The organism is Streptomyces sp. NBC_00820 (assembly GCF_036347055.1).
In the GTDB taxonomy this organism is placed as follows: domain Bacteria; phylum Actinomycetota; class Actinomycetes; order Streptomycetales; family Streptomycetaceae; genus Streptomyces.
The window spans coordinates 7,445,776-7,463,860 of sequence record NZ_CP108882.1; the positions used below are offsets into that span (position 1 = coordinate 7,445,776).

Below are 18,085 nucleotides of genomic sequence, written 5' to 3' on the forward strand. Positions count from 1 at the left end.
GTGCGGAGCGGTGCAGAGTGGTGGTCCCCACGTGCGAGAGGCCGGGCCTGCGCCGCACGCGGGGCGCGGGTGCGCCGCGTACTGCCCGCACAACCCGCAGGTACCATCCGAAATGGTAGATGACCTGGTGGTATTTACGGGTAAGTACCCGCGCGGTACCGTGATGGCATGCCAGCTCTCAACGTGGAGTTCAGTGAGCGCGAACTTGAGGACCTGCGGCAGATCGCCAAGGAGCGCGGTACGTCGATGAAGGCCCTCGTGCGGGAGGCGGCCGCCGCCGACATCGCCCGGCACCGGGCACTGCAGGAGGGCGCGGAGGCGTTCCGGAGCTTCTTCACCGCCCATGCCGAGGAGTTCGCGGCGGCGTTCCCCGAGGACGAGCCCGCCGCCAAGGGTGAGGCCGCCTGAGCGATGCCCCCCGTCATCCACATCGACGTACCGTGGCTGCTCCAGCGTCACGAGGACGTCCTGCCCGACCAGCCCGCCGTGCACGACCTCTCCGCGCTGGTGGCCGCCGTCGCCCGGCACCGGGTCGACCCGCCCCGGCTCGGCGTGGACTCCGACCCCGCCTGGCGGGCCGCCGCCCTCCTGCACACCCTCGCCGTGCTCAGGCCGCTGCCCGCCGCCAACGCCCGTTTCGCCTGCGCCACCGCCGTGGCCTACATGTTCGCCAGCGGCGTCGGCATCGACCCGCCCCACGGCGCCCTCGCCGACCTCGCCCGCGACCTGATGTCCGGCGGGGCCGACGTGTACGGCGCGGCCGGCCGGCTTCGGTCCTGGCAGATCTGACGGCCTTGTTGCTTGTGTGGAAGTTGTGCGAGGGTTGAAACCCCGTGCGGGGGGTAAGGGGCCGTATTTTCGCGGCAGTTGAGGAACAGCCGCGACGACACCGGTGCGCTCCCGCTCCCCGTGCGCGCGTCCCCGAGGTGCGCGTCAGCGCACCGACGTCACACCCGCGCCGCCCGCACGACCCGTACCACACGCGCCAAAGGAATCCGCCGAGTGCCCACCCCCCACTCCCCTCGTCCCGCCTACCCGCCACCCGGCGGCGATCCCGGTGAGTCCGACGACTCCCTCGCCGCCCCGCTGCGCGCCGGTTCCGACGCGGAGGCCTCCCGGTCCGCCGCGCTGCTGATGGCCCGGCACTGGCAGCCCGCGCACGACTACGCCGTCATCTGCCTGGCCACGCCCGGGCCCCTCGCCCACATGGTCACCGGAGCCGCCTTCCACCAGATCCTCGACCGGCTCGCCCTCGGTGAACCCGCGGAGGCGCTCCGGCCCCGGCTGCTGGGCGCCGTCCGGGACACCGCCGCCAACTGGGCCGCCACGGAGCGCGTCGCCGCCGCCCTGCCCGGCCTGGAGAATCCCGCCGGAGGGCGCGGCATGAGCACGGCGAAGTCCCTGATACCGGAGAACCGCGCCCTCGCCGAACACTCCTTCCGCAACCTTCCCCTGCTCGGACAGGCCCTGCTCTGGCACACCGAGGTCGACGCCGAGCCGGTGAGCGTCCCCGCCGCGCTCCTCGGCCTGGACACCGACAGCGCGGCGGCCGCGCGCGAGGAGGCCCGCGACAGATTCCGCGAAGGCTGCGTCCGCGCCCACCGGGAACTCGCGCCCAGCAACGACTGCCGCCACTACAACCGTCTGCTCGACGTCCCGATCCGCCGGGGCGGCGACCTGCTTCCCGACGTCCGCGAACACCTCGCCGCCTGCCCCTACTGCCGGCACGCCGCCGACCAGCTCGGCCGGATCGACGCCGCCCTCGGCCTCCTGCTCGCCGAGGCCGTCCTCGGCTGGGGCGCCCGCCGCTACGTCGACTCGCGCCCCGGCCGTACCCGTCCGAGCGCGGCCGGTTCGCGCGGCGCCGCCGGGCGTTCCGGCGGCCGACGGCGGGGCGGCGGCGGAACCGGGCTCCCCGGACTGCTGTCCCGGGGCTCGGCGTCCGGCGGCCGGCGCCGGGAGGAGGGCGGAGCCGGGACGCCGGCCGGGGGTACCGAGCCGGGCAGGCGCCGACGCGGCGGCGACTCCGGCGGCCTCGACCGGGCGTTCACCCCGGACCGCCGTGTGTCCGGTGCCGGGCCGTCCTCCAGGACGCTGCTCACCGGCTTCGGCGTCGCCTCCGTGGGACTGCTCGCGACCGTGCTCGCCGTCAGCGTCTGGCCCCAAGGGGGTGCCCACGCCGACCCGGTCACCGCCACCGGCGCCACACCCGGCGGCGGCGTCGCGTCCTCTCCGGCCGCCGCCTCCGGCACCGACGCCCGCTCGCCGGTGGCCGACACCCCGGGTACGGCGTCGGGCCCCGCGGGCCTGCCGTCCGCCGGACGGGCGACCCGGCTGCACAACAGCGCCGCCGCCGGCCTGTGCCTGGACGTCAAGGGCACGCCCGAGGCCGGCGCCGGCGTGCTGCTCGCCGCCTGCTCCTCGGCCGGGACCCAGCAGTGGATGTACGACGCCGACGGGCTGCTGCACAGCATGGTGGATTCCGGCCTGTGCCTGGACTCGCGTGCCGACGCCGCCGTGGTCATCCTCGGGACCTGCGCCGACATCGGCACGGCGCGGGGTGACGACGTGCGGTACGACCTCACCGTGCAGGGCGAGTTGCTGCCCCGCTGGGACCCCACGCTCGCCCTCGCCGCGACCGGCACCCGCCCTGGCGCCGACATCGTCGTCACGGCCCGGGACCGGTCGCCCGACCAGCGCTGGCAGGCCGACACGCCGTCGGCGGGGTCGGGTTCGCTGTCGGTCGTCGGCGGTGACGGCCGCTCCGCGCGGCCGGCGGAGGCGGACCAGGGGGCGTGACGGGCGTGAGCGGTTCCGCCTCGGTCCTGTCGGGTCGCGGTCCTGCGGCGGTCGTGGGGCGGTCGTGGGGTGCAGTGGATGACGGGTTCGGGGATCGGGCGTGGGGCGGTGTCGGCGGCGTGGGCGTCGCGGGCGTCGTGTACGGGGGCTGACATCGTTGCCACGGACCGGCTCCGGTTCGCCGTCCGACCGCCACGGCGTCGCTTCGCGCGGGCGTGCCGGGGCGTGGGCGTGCCGCGTCGCGGGGTGCTCCGGTGTCCTGGTGACATGGCGTCGCGGCGTCACGGTGCGCGATTCACCTCGCCCCCTGCCGCGTGAGCGCGTCCGGCGCTGGGACGGGATGAGGCCGGGCGCCGGGACGGGGTGAGGCCGGGCGGCGGGGCACCGAGCCGCCGGCGCGTTCCCGCACCCGGCCGGGGAGGGACACCGAGCCATCGCGAGACCGGCCGGCGCTCCCCGCTTCCGTGACGCCGGCCCTGCCCGCGGCCCCGTCCCCGTCCCCGCCCGCGCTCGCCGAGCACGCGCAGTCGGCCCGCGCCCGTTCTCCGCCCGCCACGGAGACGTACGCGGCCCGGACCGGGATGCGGCGGCCGCTCCCACGCGGGCGCGGCCGCCGTGTGCCGGGCCGGGTTTCAGGCGGACGGCTCCGTGAGGTCGTCCGCCGTGACCGTCGTGGGGGTGGAGTGGCCGGACAGGGCGAGGGTCAGGTCGAGTTCCGCGAGGACGCAGCGGATGACGTGCTCGACGCCCGGCTGTCCGTCGAGGCCGAGCCCGTACACGTACGGCCGGCCGAGGAGGACCCCGCGGGCGCCGAGGGCGAGGGCCTTGAAGACGTCGGAGCCGGTGCGGATGCCGCTGTCGAAGAGCACGGTCAGGCGGTCGCCGACGGCCTGCGCGACGCGGGGCAGGGCGTCCGCCGCCGCGACGGAGCCGGCCACCTGGCGTCCGCCGTGGTTGGAGACCACGACCCCGTCCACGCCGGCCTCGGCGGCGAGCCGCGCGTCGTCGGGGTGCAGTATGCCCTTGAGGACGATCGGGCCGTCCCAGTGCTCCCGGAGGAAGCCGAGGTCCGGCCAGGTGTGTCCGGCGTCCCCGAACAGGCCGAGGAAGTGCATCACGGCCGCGTTCGGGTCCTCGTGGACCGGCTTCGCCAGGCCCGCCTGGAAGGCCGGGTCGGTGAAGTAGTTGGCGGTGCCCACTCCGTGCAGGAACGGCAGGTATGCCTGGTCCAGGTCGCGCGGGCGCCAGGCCAGCAGCGGCGTGTCCAGCGTGACGACCAGCGCGGTGAACCCGGCCGCCTTCGCGCGGGCGAGGAAACTCCGCGTCACCTCACGGTCCTTGCCCCAGTACAGCTGGAACCACCGCTCGGCGTCCCCCATCGCCTCCGCCACCTGCTCCATCGGAGTGCTGGAGGCGGAGGAGAGGGTGTAGGGCACGCCCTGAGCGGCGGCGGCCCGGGCGGCGGCGAGTTCGGCCTCCGGGTGCATGATCGACAGCACGCCCACGGGCGCCAGGGCCAGCGGGGCGGCCAGCGGGCGGCCCAACACCTCGACGGACAGGTCCCGTTCGCTCACGTCCCGCAGCATGCGAGGGACGATCACGCGCCGTTCCAGGGCCGCGCGGTTGGCGCGCGCGGTGCTGCCGTCACCGGCGCTGCCCGCGACGTACCCCACCGGGCCGGGGCCGAGCCGCTGTTCGGTCAGCTCTTCCAGCCGGGTGAGGTCGGTGGGCAGCCGCGGTACGGTCCCCGCCATCCCGTTCAGGTAGATCTCGTACTGGAAGTCGGCCCAGTGCTTCGCCATCCGTGCGTACCGCCTCTCGTCGTCGATCCCGCTCGTGGCGTCGATACTCGCGGGCGGGTGCGGTTCCGTCCACCGGCGGTGACCGGCGGACGGAACCGCGGCGGGCGTCAGCCCACGCGGGCGACCGCCCGCACCGGGGCGCCGTCCGCCCCCGGCAGCCGCAGCGGGAAGAGGAACACCTCGACCTCCCGCGCGCCCACCAATTGCTCCAGCCCCGTGAGGTTCTCCGCGATCACCCCGCCCGCGCCGCACAGCACCCGGTGGGCGGGCAGACCGAAGTCCGCGTCCGGATCACCGGGTTCGGGCGTCGGGTCGACGCTCAGCGCGTCGACGGCCACCATGCGCGTGCCCGTGTCCGTGACGGCTCGGGCCGCCTCCGGGGTGAGCCAGGGGTGGGCCAGGTACTCCGGCGTGCCCCAGTGCCGGGACCAGCCGGTCACCAGCAGCAGCGACGAGCCCGGCGCGGCGGCGAGCGCGTCGAGCGCCGGCGCCAGCCGGTCGGGCGTGATCGGCGCCCGGGGCGGCAGACCCCGTACGTCGGCGACCACCGCGGGCCCGGCGAACAGGTCCAGCGGCAGTTCGTCCAGCCGGGGCCACGCGTCGTCCACGTGGTACGGGGCGTCGACATGGGTGCCCGACTGCGAACCCATGTGCAGGCTCAGGACGTTGACGCCGTCGGTCGGGGCGTGCAGGGCGGGGGAGACCGTGACCTCCGGATCACCGGGGTAGACGGGCATCCCGGTCTCCACGGGTACCGACAGGTCCAGCCAGGCGCTCATCGGCCGCCCTCGGTGACGAGCGCGGGGGACACGCCGTCGACGTCCGTGCCCGGACCGGTGATCGGCGGCACCGGCACGTCGACGGTACGGGCCAGCCGGGCGCCCTCGGGCCCGTACGCCGCCCGCGGTTCGGGGAACAGCCACAGCAGGGCCAGGAACAGCACGGCGGCCACGGCCAGCGACAGCGGCAGGCTGATGTCGACGCCGTTCGCCAGGTCTCCCAGCGGGCCGACGAACTGCCCCGGGATGTCGGTGAACAGCACGCCGATCACCGCCGACACCCACCAGGCGGTCATACCGCGCCAGTTCCAGCCGTGCGCGAACCAGTAACGGCCGCCGCGCTGACGGCGGTTGAAGACCTGGAGCGCGTCCGGGTCGTACCAGCCGCGCCGGGTCCAGAAGCCGAGCATCATCACGATCATCCACGGCGTGGTGCAGGTGATGATCATCGTGGCGAACGTCGAGATCGACTGCACGAGGTCCAGGGCGAACCGGCCGATGAAGATGAACGCGATGGACAGCACGCCGACCAGCAGCGTCGCCTGCACCCGGGACAGCTTCGGGAACACCGACGAGAAGTCCAGGCCGGTGCCGTACAGCGAGGTGGTGCCGGTCGACATGCCGCCGATCAGCGCGAGCAGACACACCGGCAGGAAGAACCAGCTCGGCGAGATCGCCAGCAGGCCGCCCACGAAGTCGGGCGCTGCCGGGTCGACGTACTTCGGCGCCTTCGCCGCGATGATGCTCGCGGTCGCCAGACCGAAGACGAACGGCAGAAGGGTCGCGATCTGCGAGAGGAACGCGGCGCCGACGACCTTGCGGCGCGGGGTGTCCGCCGGGATGTAGCGCGCCCAGTCGCCGAGGAAGGCGCCGAACGACACCGGGTTGGAGAGCACGATGAGCGCCGCGCCGATGAACGACGGCCAGAACATCGACTGGGTCGCCGCGTTCGCGTGAGCCGTGAAGACACCGGCGTACGACGGGTCGAAGTCACCGGCGAAGGCGATGGCGCCGAGCAGGAACAGCACGGTCGCCGAGGCGACGGCGATCTTGTTGACGAAGAGCATGAACCGGAAGCCGTACACGCACACCGCGAGCACCAGCCCCGCGAACAGCGCGTACGCCACGACGTACGCGGGCGTGCTGCGCTCCAGGCCGAACAGCCGGTGCGCGCCGCCCACCAGGGCGTCGCCGGAGCTCCACACCGAGATGGAGAAGAACGCGATCGCCGTCAGCAGCGACAGGAACGAACCGACCACACGGCCGTGCACGCCCAGGTGCGCGGAGGAGGCGACGGCGTTGTTGGTGCCGTTGACCGGGCCGAACACCGCCATCGGACACAGGATCAGCGCGCCCGCGACGACACCGAGCAAGGTGGCCGCGAGGCCCTGCCAGAAGGAGAGCCCGAAGAGGATCGGGAAGGCGCCGAGGACGCAGGTGGAGAAGGTGTTGGCGCCGCCGAAGGCGACCCGGAAGAGGTCGAGCGGGGTCGCGGTCCGCTCCGTGTCGGGGATGCGCTCGACGCCGTAGGGCTCGACCTCGGTGAGGGACGGGGGCGGTGCGGTGGGGGAGTCGGACGGTTCGGCGGTCGGGGAGTCGGGGAACTGTGAGGTCAACGGGGCTCCAGCGAGGTTCGCGGCAGTGGAGCGCTTGATGGCGCGGGGTGGTGAACGGCCCGTCGCCGCCACGGGGATACGGGGCGGCGGCGATCACGTCCTGGAAAGGTCTGCCGAAGGTACGGCGCGGGCGAGACCGTCGGCCAGAGGACGTTTCATCCATCTTCTCGGTCACCGGTGGAGGAATCGGCTACTTCCCGTCGTCAGGGCCTGTCTTCAGTACCTGCTGCGCGGATGCGTCGTCCGGAACCGCTGCCCGGACCCGTCTCCCGGACCCGCCGTCCGGTCTCGCGCGCCGTCACCGTGCGGGCCTCGCGGGTGCGTTCGTGGAGCTTCTGGGATCCGGGCGCGCATGAACGCGAGAAGTCGTGAAGGAGGCGTGAAGGGGTTCGGGGCCGCCGGGGCCTGAATGTTTCAGGCCTATTAACGAAGAGGTGTTTTTCGGCCATCCGGCGGTGTTCGACGATCAAGAGCCGCCCATTTGCGCGGTCATGGTGTTCGAGTTCCGTGACTTCGCGCCACTGATTCAACACGCAAGGTTACTCAAACCTGTGGGGTCGATGTGTGTTTCGCCGCCGGACTCGGCAGAGTGGCGCTCGCCGCTCCGGAGCCCACCGGGCCGGAGCCGGCGCCCCGTCTGATCGAGCGGAAGGATGCACACCATGCGGAACACCGCGCGCTGGGCGGCGACTCTCACCTTCGCCGCCACCGCCGTCTGCGGACCCCTGACCGGGGTCGCCGGCGCCGCACCGGACACCGCCGCACCGTCGCTCTACGCCCCATCGGCGCTGGTGCTCACCACCGGACACGGCGACACCGCCGCCACCGTCACACCGGAGCGCGCCGTCACCCTCAACTGCGCCCCGACCCCCTCCGGCACCCATCCCGCCGCCGGCCTGGCCTGCGCCGAACTGCGCGGCGTCGGCGGGGACTTCGCGGCACTGAAGACCCGCGACGACGTGTGGTGCACCAAGCGGTACGAACCCGTCGTCGTCACGGTCCAGGGGGTATGGCAGGGCCAACGTGTCTCGTACGAACGCACCTTCGGCAACACGTGCGCGAAGGACGCGCTGAACAGCAGCGTCTTCGCGTTCTGAGGACCGGGATCGCGTGGTCCCCGTGACGCCGGATCAGGCTCGCAACTGGGGAGTGCGGCCCCTGGACCGGGGAAATTCGCGATCTCGTGCCGGGGCAGGCGGGCGGTGTGGGGCCTCCCGCCGGCTCCCGGTGGCACCACCGCTTCCCGGGTCGGTCCGTGGGGGGCCGCCCGGGAAGCGGCCAAAAACAACCGGTTTCAACCAGCGTGCAGACGAAAGCGAGGAGCGGCCGCCGTCCCCGGAGGGACGGCGGCCGCCGCGGTCGCGCGTGTGCGCGCGGCTTCCCCGATCAGCGCGGCACGCGGCTGCTCGCCCACTCCTCGCGGAGCATCCCGAAGAGCACACGGTCGTACCGCGCCCCGTCGACCAGGACGGCCGACCGGCGCCGGCCCTCCTCCACGAAGCCCATCCTGGTGAAGGCGCGCACCGCGCGTTCGTTGCCGCTCCACGTGTCCAGCTCCAGGCGGCCGAGGCCGTACGCGCCGAACAGATGGTCCACGAGGGTCCGCAGCGCGTCGGTGCCGTGCCCGCGCCCCCAGAACTCCCGCTCGCCGATGGTGACTCCCAGCGTGGCCACCCCGTCGTGCGCGTCCAGGTCGCGGTAGTCGGCCATGCCTATCACCCGCCCGTCCGTCAGGGTCTCGACCGTGAACACGGCGGACTCCCGCGGGCTCAGCCGCAGCATGGTCTCGAAGCCGCGCCCGAGCGCCTCTGCGCTGACCGGCCCGAAGCACGGGTCGCCCGCCGCGGCCCAGCGCACCACCTCCGGGTCGTTGCGCCACCGGAGATGGTGCTCCGCGTCCTCGGCCCTCAGGGCACGCAGCCTTACCAGTTCGCCATTGATCATTGCGGAATCCTAGGTCCTGCCCGGTGCCCGGCCGCCGCCGTCAGGTCATCTGGCGGCGCACCAGCTCGTGCAGCCGGCCCTGGGTGTCCGCGAGCAGTTCCGCGGGCGTGCCCTGCTGGATGACCTTGCCGTCCTCCATCACGACGACGCGGTCCGCGTCCATCACCGTCGACAGGCGGTGGGCGATGACGACACGGGTGGCGTTCAGCTTGCGGGTGCTGTCGATGACCGTGCGCTGGGTGTCGTTGTCGAGCGCGCTGGTGGCCTCGTCGAAGAAGAGGATGCGCGGACGGCGGATCAGCGCCTGCGCGATCATCAGGCGCTGGCGCTGGCCACCGGAGATCGCGCCGTTGCCCGCGACGATCGTGTGCAGACCCATGGGCATGCGCTGGATGTCCTCCGCGAGACCCGCCATCGCCGCGGCCGCCATCGCCTCCTCCGGCGTGTACGGCTCGGTGCCGCAGATGACGTCCAGGATGGAGCCGGTGAAGGGCTGGGCGTGCTGGAGCACGACACCGCACTGGCGGCGCACCGCCGACTGGTCCAGCGCCCCGAGGTCCTGGCCGTCGTACAGGACACTGCCGGAGACCGGCTTGTCGAAACCGATGAGCAGGCGCAGCAGGGTGGACTTGCCGCAGCCGCTGGGGCCGACGACCGCCACGAACTCGCCGGGGCGGATCGCGAAGGACACGTCGTCCAGCACGAGGGGCCCGTCGTCGGCGTACCGGAAGGACAGGCGGCGGGCCTCCAGCGCGCCCGTCAGCGGACCCGGACGCGTGCTGGCCGTGCGCACCTCGGGGGTGGCCTCCAGAACCGGCTTGATCTCCTCGAACAGCGGCAGCGCGGCCACCGCCGAGACGAAGGAGCTGGTCAGCTGGGTGACCGACGTCAGGACCATCGTCACCGCGGTGTTGAAGGTGAGGAAGGCCGCCGCCGACATCGCGCCCCTGGCCGGACCCGCCAGCAGGACGAACATCAGCAGCGTGCAGACCGGCAGGTACACCGCGCCCAGCACCGAGGTGACGTTCTTGATCCGGCCGACCTTCTGCTGGAGCTCCCGGCTGCGCGCGAACTCCCGCGCCCAGGCGGCGTACGCGTAGTTCTCAGCCGCCGCGACCCGCAGTTTCGGCAGCCCCCGCAGCGTCTGGAACGCCTGGTTGTTCAGCTTGTTGCCGAGCGTCACCAGGCGCCGCTGCCAGCGCACCTGCCACAACCCCAGCCCGAGGAACACCGCGGCGATGACGACCAGCATCCCGATCGCCGCGAACGCCATCGGCGCGCTGTACCAGAACAGCAGTCCCACGTTCATCGCGCCGACGGTCGCCGACTGCGCGACCACCGGTCCGACTCCCGCCAGCAGCCGCCGGATCGAGCTGATGCCCATGGCGGCACTGGCCAGCTCACCGGTGGAGCGCTTGGTGAAGAACCGGGTCGGCAGCCGCAGCAGCCGGTCCCAGACGGCCGGCTGGAGCGCCGCCTCGATACGGCCCTCCAGACGCAGGATCGTCAGGTTCTCCAGCAGCGTGAACGCGGCCGACACCACCCCGCTGATCATCACGGCCAGACAGACCTGGACGATCAGACCCGTCTGCGCCTTCGGCACGTACTCGCCGAGCACCTTGCCCGTGGCGATGGGCACCAGCGCGCCGATCGCCACCGTCACCAGTCCGGCGAGCATCAGGTTGACCAGGTCGCCGCGGGTGCCGCGCATGCTGAAGCGGAGCAGTTCGAGCGCACCGAGCCGGCGTTCCGGCAGCGGCCGGTAGAACATCACCGCGCGCGGCTCGAACTCCTCCGCGTTCGCCTTCTCGATCGGGGTCTCGCGTCCGGTCGCCGGCTGGACGGCCACATAGCCGCCGCGCCGCCACAGCAGCGCCACCGGCGCCCCCGACAGCGCCCGGTGCCCGACCAGCGGACCCACGTTCTCCCGCCACCAGCGGCCGTCCAGACGCACCGCGCGGGTGCGCACCCGGGAGGCCAGGGCCACCCGCTCGACGGGGTCGAGCCGCTCGCTCTCCGTGCCGCTCTGCGCGGGCTCGGCCAGCCTGATCCCGGCCGCCTCGGCGACCAGCTTGCAGGCCGCGTACCCGGCGTCGGCGTCGGCGGCCGTCGTGGGGCGGGACGAACGCTTGCCGATGGAGGCCAGCAGCGTCTGGTCGGCCTGGACGCGAACCGCCTCACCGGCCTTGATGCCGGCCGCCGCACGCGTCTCGTGGGTGCGCTCCAGCTGCTCGATCCACCGGTCCAGCGCGGTCAGCAGCCGGTACTGCTGGTCGACCATGCTCTGCCACAGCGCGGGGTCCATCAGCAGATCGGCGGCGGCGTCCGCCCCGTACACCGAGCCGTACTGCACGCTGCCCGGCGGCACCTGCATCCAGAACACGTCGTCGTCGGAGGGCGCCGTCGTCCGCTCCTCGGCCATCGGCGCCTGGAAGAGGACGGACAGGCCGCGGCCGACGCCCAGCGCGATGGCGTACTCCAGCGGACTCGAAGTCGGCGGAACGTACTGCGGGTTGCCGTACTCGTCGTACGACCAGGTCTGGGTGTCGGCGGTCTGGTACAGCTCGCGCAGGTTGACGCGGTGGACCACGCAGTCCCGGACCGGGCGCGCCACCAGCGTGTGCTGGGGTCCCGCGACCGGGCCGAGCAGCAGCGCGCCCGCCTCCAGACGGCCCAGGTGGTGCCAGTGGCCCTGCTGGGCGGCGTCCACCGCGAACAGGTCCAGCGCGCCGGCCGCGACCAGCCACACCACCTGCGGACCCTCCAGGTCCAGGCGGTTGAGGCCGGCGCAGTCGACCCGCGTGCCCATCGAGCCCAGGGCGCCGAGGACGAGGTCCTCTTCGTGCACGGACGTCATCTCACCGTTCCTTGACCAGCGCGGCGTACGCTCCGCCGCGCGCCACCAGCTCTTCGTGCCGCCCGCGTTCGACGACCGTGCCGTGCTGGAGCACGACGATCTCGTCGCTGTCGCGGACGGTGCTCAGCCGGTGGGCGATCACCACGCAGGCGCAGCCGCGCCGGCGCAGGTTGTCCATCACGACCAGTTCCGTCTCCGCGTCCAGGGCGCTGGTGACCTCGTCCAGCACGAGGATGCTCGGCCGGCGCACCAGCGCCCGCGCGATCTCCAGACGCTGGCGCTGCCCGCCGGAGAAGTTCCGGCCGTCCTGCTCGACCATGCTGTGGATGCCCCCCGGCCGGCGGGTCACCACGTCGTACAGGGCCGCGTCCCGCAGCGCCTCCACCACCGCCTCGTCGGAGATCGACGGGTCCCACAGGGCCACGTTGTCGCGGACCGAACCCTCGAACAGGAACACGTCCTGGTCGACGAAGGACACCGAGGAGGCGAGGGCGCCACGCGGGATGTCGTCCAGACGGCGGCCGTCGATGCGGATCACGCCGTCCCACGGCGCGTACAGGCCCGAGATCAGCCGCGAGACCGTCGACTTGCCGCTGCCCGAACCGCCCACCAGCGCCACCTGCTGCCCAGGGCCCACGACCAGGTCGAAACCGCTCAGCAGCGGCTTGTCCAGCGGGCTGTAGCCGAAGGTGACGTTCTCCAGTTCCACGTGCCCGTGCAGCCGGCGCGTGGAGTCGCCCCCGCCCGGGCGGGCGTAGAGCGGGTCGGCCTGGAAGTTCTCCACGTCCTTCAGCCGGGCCACGTCGGCCGCGAAATCCTGGATGCGGCCCGCGACACCGTTGAGCCGGGTCAGCGGGGCCGTGAAGCGGGCCACCAGCGCCTGGAAGGCGACCAGCAGACCGACCGAGATGTGCCCCTCGACCGCCCGCATACCGCCGATCCACAGGATCAGCGCGCTGTTGAACGTGGCCAGCGTCGGCGCGACCACACCGAGCCACGCGCTCGGCACCCCGAGCCGCTGCTCCTCCTCCAGCGTGGTGGCGTGCTGCCCCGCCCACTTGCGGAAGTAGCCGTCCTCGCCGCCGGTCGCCTTCATCGTCTCGATCAACTGCAGACCGCTGTACGCCGTGTTGGTCAGCCGCGCCGTGTCCGCGCGCAGCTTCGCCGTACGCGTCGCGCGCAGCCGGATGACCATGCGCATGGCCACCACGTTCAGCAGGGCCACACCGATGCCGAGGAAGGTCAGCTGCGGGTCGTAGGTGTACAGCAGCACCGCGTACAGCACGACCACGATCGCGTCCACGCCCGCCGCCGCGAGGTCGCGGGCCAGGGTCTCGGCGACCGCGTCGTTGGACTGCAGGCGCTGCACCAGGTCGGCCGGGCTGCGCTGGGAGAAGAAGGTCACCGGCAGCCGCAGCAGATGGCGCAGGAAGCGGGCGCTGGAGAGGGTGGAGGAGATGATCCGGCCGTGCAGCAGGTTGGCCTGCTGCAGCCAGGTCAGCACCAGGGTGAGCAGCACACAGGTGGCCATCGACGTGAACAGCACGCCCAGCAGCGAGGTCTGCCCGCCGATGAGGAACATGTCGATGTAGGTACGGCTCAGCGCCGGCGTCGCCGCGCCCACCGCCACCAGCAGCAGGCTGGACAGCACCGCCGCGGGCAGGGTGCCCGCGGTACCGCGCAGCCGGGCCGGCATCGCGCCGAGCACGCCCGACTTGCGGCCGCCCTTGGTGAAGCCGTCGCCGGGCTCCAGCACCAGCACCACACCGGTGAAGCTGCCGTCGAACTCCTCCATGGGCACGAACCGGCGGCCCTTGGCGGGGTCGTTGATGTACACCCCGCGCCGGCCGAAGCGGCGGCCCATGCCGTCGTAGACGACGTAGTGGTTGAACTCCCAGAAGAGGATGGCCGGTGCCCGCACCTCGGCGAGGGCGGCCAGGTCCATCTGCATGCCCTTGGCGGTCAGGCCGTAACTGCGCGCCGCCTTCAGCAGGTTGCTCGCGCGCGAACCGTCGCGGGAGACACCGCAGGCGATGCGCAGTTCCTCCAGAGGCACGTGCCGGCCGTAGTGGCCGAGCACCATCGCCAGCGAGGCCGCGCCGCACTCGACGGCTTCCATCTGCAGCACGGTGGGCGTACGGACCGTGCCGGTACGGGACTTGGGGACCGGGCGCCGGGCCGGGGCGGCCCGCCTGCGGCTGCGGGTCTCCTGGGGATCACCGGTCTGGACGGTCACGGGAGCAGCCAATCGACGGGACGCTGGTCGGCCAGCCGGATCGAACCCGCGGCCAGGGTCATGGAGTCGAGTGCGAACGGCGGACCGTCCGCGGACGACCAGTGGTAACCGCTCTTCGTCGAGGATGACCTGTCCAGCGCGACCAGGACGGCGACCGGTCGGCCCTTGTCCGTGAACTGCCGGCCGAGCTGGCTGTCGCCGAGGAACGCGGCGATCGACTGGGCGGACTGCGCGGTGCGGTCCACCGACTTCACATGCCCGCGCAGCACGCCGTACTGCTGTGTCGGCACGGAGGGCACGGTCAGGTCCACGGCGGCGTGCGCCGGGATGGCGGCGGCGTTCTCGGCGGGCACGTACACCGTCGCGTACAGCGGGTCGGAGGCGTGCGCCACCTTCTCGACGGCGGCGACGTTCGCACCGGTCTGGATGATCTGCCCGATCGTCGCGGCGAGCGCGGTGACCCGGCCGGCGGCGACCGTCCGGATCAGTGAATCGCCCTGCTCGGTACGGACTTTGAGAACGGGGGCGTTGGCGGGCAGCCGCTCGCCCTCCTTGGCGAGCACGGCCGTCACCTGGCCGGCCACGGGACTCTGGAGCAGATAACTGCCCTGCCCGTGCGTGAGGATGGCCTGGGCGCTGACGGTGGAGGCGACCGAACCGGTCACCGCCCACACGGAGGCCGCCGCCATGACGACGACGGTGACACCCAGCGCGAGCCAGCCCTGCGGGCGCGCCAGACGCACCGGAAGGTCGAGATCCTCCGGCGACTGGAGCTTGGAGAGGGCCTGTTGGCGGAACTGCACGGAACTTCCCTCACCCGTGGAGAGACATCGTCACGACATGTTTCAGGGCATCCGAGAGCCCCGGAGCCGCAGTGCGGCTCCGGGACTTCGGTCACACCGAGGTGCGATCAGAGACCGGCGACCAGGCCGTTGACCGGGGCCACGTTCAGGCCGGTGACACCCTGGACGGTGCCGACGACCGAGTCGACCAGCGGGGTGACCGGGGCCACGCCGTTGACGACACCGGTGACGGTGTTGAGGGCGTTGAGGGACAGACCGCCGGAGACGTTGTCCAGCTCGGCGTCCGAGATCTCGACGGTCTCAACCTGGGGGGTGGAGTTCATGATGGAACTTCCCTTCGTATGGGTATTTCACAAGGGGGGAGCGGCCCCCTCTGGGGACAGATGGACGGCCGCGACCGCAAGGCGCCGGACGCCCGTCTCCGGGAGCCCGGGGCGACCCCGCGGTGCGATGGATCAAAGCACGCACGCGGCGCCCGCTTCCAATCAATCAAGCCCCTCACCAGGGAATTTGACTCATGTTCGGGCCTATCCGTGCAGGCGCGCGCACGACATGTCGGCGACTCCTTCACATGCTGTGCGGCTTCATCGCGTCGAATCGGCCGGCCGCCGTGCGGCGAATCCGGCACTCCGCGCCAAAGGAGTGTCCGGGAGTGTGCAAATGTGCAGATCTCCTGGTTCCGGTGACCTGCTTGGGTAGCCGGTGTGCAGATTCCCTGAAGCAAGCATTCCGCTACGCGATCGGAACAGACCGTTGTCGATCGGTAGCTGACCGTGTCCACCCGGAATTCGGATAGCCCGGGACCGTGTCCGCCTGGAATCGGGTCAGCCCGGGACCGTGTCCGATCGGGACCGTGTACGCCCGGAACCGTGTCCGCCCGGGACCGTGTACGCCGGGGACCGGTCAGCCCAGGATCGCGTAGACCGTGCTCGCCCGCGCCGCGAGCGCACCTGACGCCGCGTCGCTCAGCGTGATGTCCGCGAACGCCGTCCGCCGGCCCAGCTTCGTCAGGACCGCCTCGACCAGGACGTCCGCACCGGTCACCGCCCGCTGGAAGGACGTCGACTGCTGAACGGTCGTCATCGGCACGAAGGCACCCCGCGCGGCCGAGACCGCGATCACCGTCGCCGTGTCGGCGGCCGCCATCAGCGCCTGCCCCGACATCCCGCCGCCCTCCCGGGCCAGCCGGTCCGACCAGGGCAGCCGCAGGACCGCGCGGTCCTCGTCCACCGCCTCCACCGACAGCCCCAGATCGAGCACCCACGGGGCGAAGTTGGCGGAGAGGATCTTCTCGGCTTCGGCGCTGGTCATCGTCATACGGCGGAGTGTTCCCGGCGGCGGCGCACGACACACGGAGCACGGCCGATCGGCCGCGGCGCGCCGGCGGCCGGAAAACGGAATTGAACGCACCGCACGACTCGCCCGTACCTACAGCCATCCAGGCGCCCCCAGAACGACTGCCCGACACGGGCAGAGCCACGTCTCCAGGAGGTCGAGAAGTTTGAGTCACAAGCGAATGCCCAAGCGCAAGGCAGCGATAGCGGTGGGCGGTGTCGCGGCGCTCGGAGCGGCGGCTCTCCTGCTGCCCAACGCCAACGCCTCGCAGGACAAGGCCTCGGAAGCGGCCGGCACCGCCAGGACCCTGAAGGCCGCGGACGCCTCGGACCTCGCCGCGCAACTGCAGAAGCTGCTCGGCGGCGCCTTCGCCGGCTCCTACTACGACAGCACCAGGCAGCAGCTGGTCGTCAACGTGGTCAGCGGCGACAACAACGTCATCGTGCAGGCGAAGAAGGCCGGTGCGGCGGTCCGCGAGGTCAGCAACAGCACCGCCGAACTCAGGGCCGCCGCGGGCACGCTGAAGAAGGAGGCGACCGTCCCGGGCACCGCCTGGGCCGTCGACCCGCGCACGAACAAGGTCGTCGTCACCGCCGACAGCACGGTGACCGGCACCCGCTGGAACCAGGTCGAGTCGACCGTGAAGAGCCTCGGTCCCGGCATGGCGACCCTCAAGAAGTCCGCCGGCACGTTCCGGACCTTCGTCTCGGGCGGCGACGCCATCTTCTCCCAGGTGCAGGGCGGCAGCGTGCGCTGCTCCCTCGGCTTCAACGTCACCGCCTCCGACGGCAGCCCCGCCTTCCTGACGGCCGGTCACTGCGGCGTCGCCGCCAAGCAGTGGTCCGACTCCGAGACCGGGCAGCCGATCGCCACCGTGGACCAGGCCACCTTCCCGGGCAACGACTTCTCCCTGGTCAAGTACGACGACCCCAACACCCAGGCCCCGAGCGAGGTCAACACCGGCAACGGGCAGACCGTCCAGATCACCCAGGCGGCCGACGCCACGGTCGGTGAGAACGTGTTCCGGATGGGTTCCACCACCGGGCTGCACGACGGCCAGGTCACCGGCCTCGACGCCACCGTCAACTTCCAGAGCGAGACCGACCCGAACGGCGTCGACACCGTCAACGGCCTCATCCAGACCGACGTCTGCGCCGAGCCCGGCGACAGCGGCGGCTCCCTGTTCACCCAGGACGGCGGCGCCGTCGGCCTCACCTCGGGCGGCAGCGGCGACTGCACGAGCGGCGGAGAGACCTTCTTCCAGCCGGTCACCGCCGCCCTCCAGGCCACCGGCGCCACCCTCGGCGACGGCGGCGCCGCCGGAAACGGCGCGGGCGACGAGGCGGGTGCCGGGGATCAGGCGGGTGCAGGGGACCAGGCGGGCGCCGGGGATCAGGCGGGCACCGCCGACCCGTCGGCCTCGGCCGGGGACCAGTCCGGGGCGGGGGACCAGTCCGGGGCCGGCGATCAGTCCGGAGCCGGGGCCGGTGACCAGAACGCCGGATCGGCCGACCCGTCCGGCGCGGGCGGTGACCAGAGCGGCGCCGACGACGGCTCGGGCACCGGGGACCAGTACGGCGCGGGCACGGGCGACGGATCGTCGTCCGTGACGGGCACGCACTGAGGCGCAGAGCGCACCGCGCAGAGTCCAGAGCGCCCAGCGCAACGGGCTCCGCTGACGGGCCGTGAAGCCGATCCGGCCCGTCGGCGGCCTCGGAGCTGGTGAGGCCGCCGGTCGAGACCCGGTGACAGCGTCCCGGAGGGACGTACCGCCCACCTTCCCTCCCCCGTGACCCCACGGGATCCGGAGGACAGGCCCTGGTGGTCGCCGTCTGCCCAGCTGATTCCCAGAAGGCGGAAGGGCAGCCGGCGGCCGCGGTGCCCCACCGAGCAGCGCTCCTGACCGAAGCAGGG

At 72.6% G+C, this 18,085-nt stretch carries 14 protein-coding genes; 5 read left to right on the forward strand and 9 right to left on the reverse strand.

Annotated elements, in window-relative coordinates; all coding sequences use genetic code 11:
- Positions 1–168 precede the first annotated feature (168 nt).
- From OIB37_RS33220 to OIB37_RS33230, 3 genes are all read left to right on the forward strand, one after another.
- On the forward strand, positions 169–408 hold the full coding sequence (locus tag OIB37_RS33220) for a hypothetical protein (protein WP_330461304.1): 240 nt from the start codon (positions 169–171) through the stop codon (positions 406–408).
- Between the two features lie 3 nt (positions 409–411).
- Positions 412–789 (forward strand): toxin Doc, encoded by a 378-nt coding sequence (locus OIB37_RS33225; RefSeq protein WP_330461305.1) that lies wholly within the window; start codon positions 412–414, stop codon positions 787–789.
- A 213-nt stretch (positions 790–1,002) separates the two neighbouring features.
- Complete coding sequence (locus OIB37_RS33230) at positions 1,003–2,799, forward strand: RICIN domain-containing protein (RefSeq protein WP_330461306.1); 1,797 nt, start codon at positions 1,003–1,005, stop codon at positions 2,797–2,799.
- Positions 2,800–3,431: 632 nt separating this feature from the next.
- On the opposite strand, the gene OIB37_RS33235 is transcribed toward OIB37_RS33230, so the two are convergent.
- The 3 genes from OIB37_RS33235 to OIB37_RS33245 all read right to left on the reverse strand — a co-directional run bounded on the left by OIB37_RS33235 (position 3,432) and on the right by OIB37_RS33245 (position 6,996).
- Positions 3,432–4,601 (reverse strand): lactate 2-monooxygenase, encoded by a 1,170-nt coding sequence (locus tag OIB37_RS33235; protein ID WP_330461307.1) that lies wholly within the window; start codon positions 4,599–4,601, stop codon positions 3,432–3,434.
- Positions 4,602–4,708: 107 nt separating this feature from the next.
- A complete protein-coding gene (locus OIB37_RS33240) occupies positions 4,709–5,380 on the reverse strand; it encodes a cyclase family protein (RefSeq protein WP_330461308.1) in 672 nt (223 codons plus the stop codon).
- Positions 5,377–6,996: a purine-cytosine permease family protein gene (locus OIB37_RS33245; RefSeq protein ID WP_330461309.1), complete on the reverse strand. Its 1,620-nt coding sequence runs from the start codon at positions 6,994–6,996 to the stop codon at positions 5,377–5,379. The genes OIB37_RS33240 and OIB37_RS33245 overlap by 4 nt, the downstream gene beginning before the upstream one ends.
- Before the next feature lie 662 nt (positions 6,997–7,658).
- Here OIB37_RS33245 and OIB37_RS33250 point away from each other — a divergent pair.
- Positions 7,659–8,093 carry a protease inhibitor gene (locus OIB37_RS33250; RefSeq protein WP_330461310.1) on the forward strand — a complete coding sequence of 145 codons (435 nt, stop codon included), beginning with the start codon at positions 7,659–7,661 and terminating at the stop codon, positions 8,091–8,093.
- Positions 8,094–8,382: 289 nt separating this feature from the next.
- Here OIB37_RS33250 and OIB37_RS33255 read toward each other — a convergent pair whose 3' ends face one another.
- The 6 genes from OIB37_RS33255 to OIB37_RS33280 form a co-directional block, all read right to left on the reverse strand.
- Positions 8,383–8,940, reverse strand: coding sequence for a GNAT family N-acetyltransferase (locus OIB37_RS33255; protein ID WP_330461311.1), 558 nt, complete (start codon positions 8,938–8,940; stop codon positions 8,383–8,385).
- 40 nt (positions 8,941–8,980) lie between these two features.
- Positions 8,981–11,797, reverse strand: coding sequence for an NHLP bacteriocin export ABC transporter permease/ATPase subunit (locus OIB37_RS33260; RefSeq protein WP_330461312.1), 2,817 nt, complete (start codon positions 11,795–11,797; stop codon positions 8,981–8,983).
- A 1-nt stretch (position 11,798) separates the two neighbouring features.
- Positions 11,799–13,916: an NHLP family bacteriocin export ABC transporter peptidase/permease/ATPase subunit gene (locus OIB37_RS33265; RefSeq protein WP_443058297.1), complete on the reverse strand. Its 2,118-nt coding sequence runs from the start codon at positions 13,914–13,916 to the stop codon at positions 11,799–11,801.
- Between the two features lie 113 nt (positions 13,917–14,029).
- Positions 14,030–14,836 carry an HlyD family efflux transporter periplasmic adaptor subunit gene (locus OIB37_RS33270; RefSeq protein WP_330461314.1) on the reverse strand — a complete coding sequence of 269 codons (807 nt, stop codon included), beginning with the start codon at positions 14,834–14,836 and terminating at the stop codon, positions 14,030–14,032.
- A gap of 107 nt (positions 14,837–14,943) precedes the next feature.
- Entirely contained in the window at positions 14,944–15,159 is a 216-nt protein-coding gene (locus tag OIB37_RS33275) for a type A2 lantipeptide (RefSeq protein WP_330461315.1), read from the reverse strand.
- Positions 15,160–15,739: 580 nt separating this feature from the next.
- On the reverse strand, positions 15,740–16,153 hold the full coding sequence (locus OIB37_RS33280; RefSeq protein ID WP_330461316.1) for a PaaI family thioesterase: 414 nt from the start codon (positions 16,151–16,153) through the stop codon (positions 15,740–15,742).
- Positions 16,154–16,352: 199 nt separating this feature from the next.
- On the opposite strand from OIB37_RS33280, the gene OIB37_RS33285 reads away from it, so the two are divergent.
- A complete protein-coding gene (locus OIB37_RS33285; RefSeq protein WP_330462065.1) occupies positions 16,353–17,795 on the forward strand; it encodes a S1 family peptidase in 1,443 nt (480 codons plus the stop codon).
- Positions 17,796–18,085 lie beyond the last annotated feature (290 nt).

Coding starts and splice junctions, on each gene's coding strand:
- OIB37_RS33220 (WP_330461304.1), top strand. CDS start 169: ATGCCAGCTCTCAACGTGGAGTTCAGTGAGCGCGAACTTGAGGACCTG.
- OIB37_RS33225 (WP_330461305.1), top strand. CDS start 412: ATGCCCCCCGTCATCCACATCGACGTACCGTGGCTGCTCCAGCGTCAC.
- OIB37_RS33235 (WP_330461307.1), bottom strand. CDS start 4,601: ATGGCGAAGCACTGGGCCGACTTCCAGTACGAGATCTACCTGAACGGG.
- OIB37_RS33240 (WP_330461308.1), bottom strand. CDS start 5,380: ATGAGCGCCTGGCTGGACCTGTCGGTACCCGTGGAGACCGGGATGCCC.
- OIB37_RS33250 (WP_330461310.1), top strand. CDS start 7,659: ATGCGGAACACCGCGCGCTGGGCGGCGACTCTCACCTTCGCCGCCACC.
- OIB37_RS33255 (WP_330461311.1), bottom strand. CDS start 8,940: ATGATCAATGGCGAACTGGTAAGGCTGCGTGCCCTGAGGGCCGAGGAC.
- OIB37_RS33260 (WP_330461312.1), bottom strand. CDS start 11,797: ATGACGTCCGTGCACGAAGAGGACCTCGTCCTCGGCGCCCTGGGCTCG.
- OIB37_RS33265 (WP_443058297.1), bottom strand. CDS start 13,916: ATGGAAGCCGTCGAGTGCGGCGCGGCCTCGCTGGCGATGGTGCTCGGC.
- OIB37_RS33275 (WP_330461315.1), bottom strand. CDS start 15,159: ATGAACTCCACCCCCCAGGTTGAGACCGTCGAGATCTCGGACGCCGAG.
- OIB37_RS33280 (WP_330461316.1), bottom strand. CDS start 16,153: ATGACGATGACCAGCGCCGAAGCCGAGAAGATCCTCTCCGCCAACTTC.
- OIB37_RS33285 (WP_330462065.1), top strand. CDS start 16,353: ATGCCCAAGCGCAAGGCAGCGATAGCGGTGGGCGGTGTCGCGGCGCTC.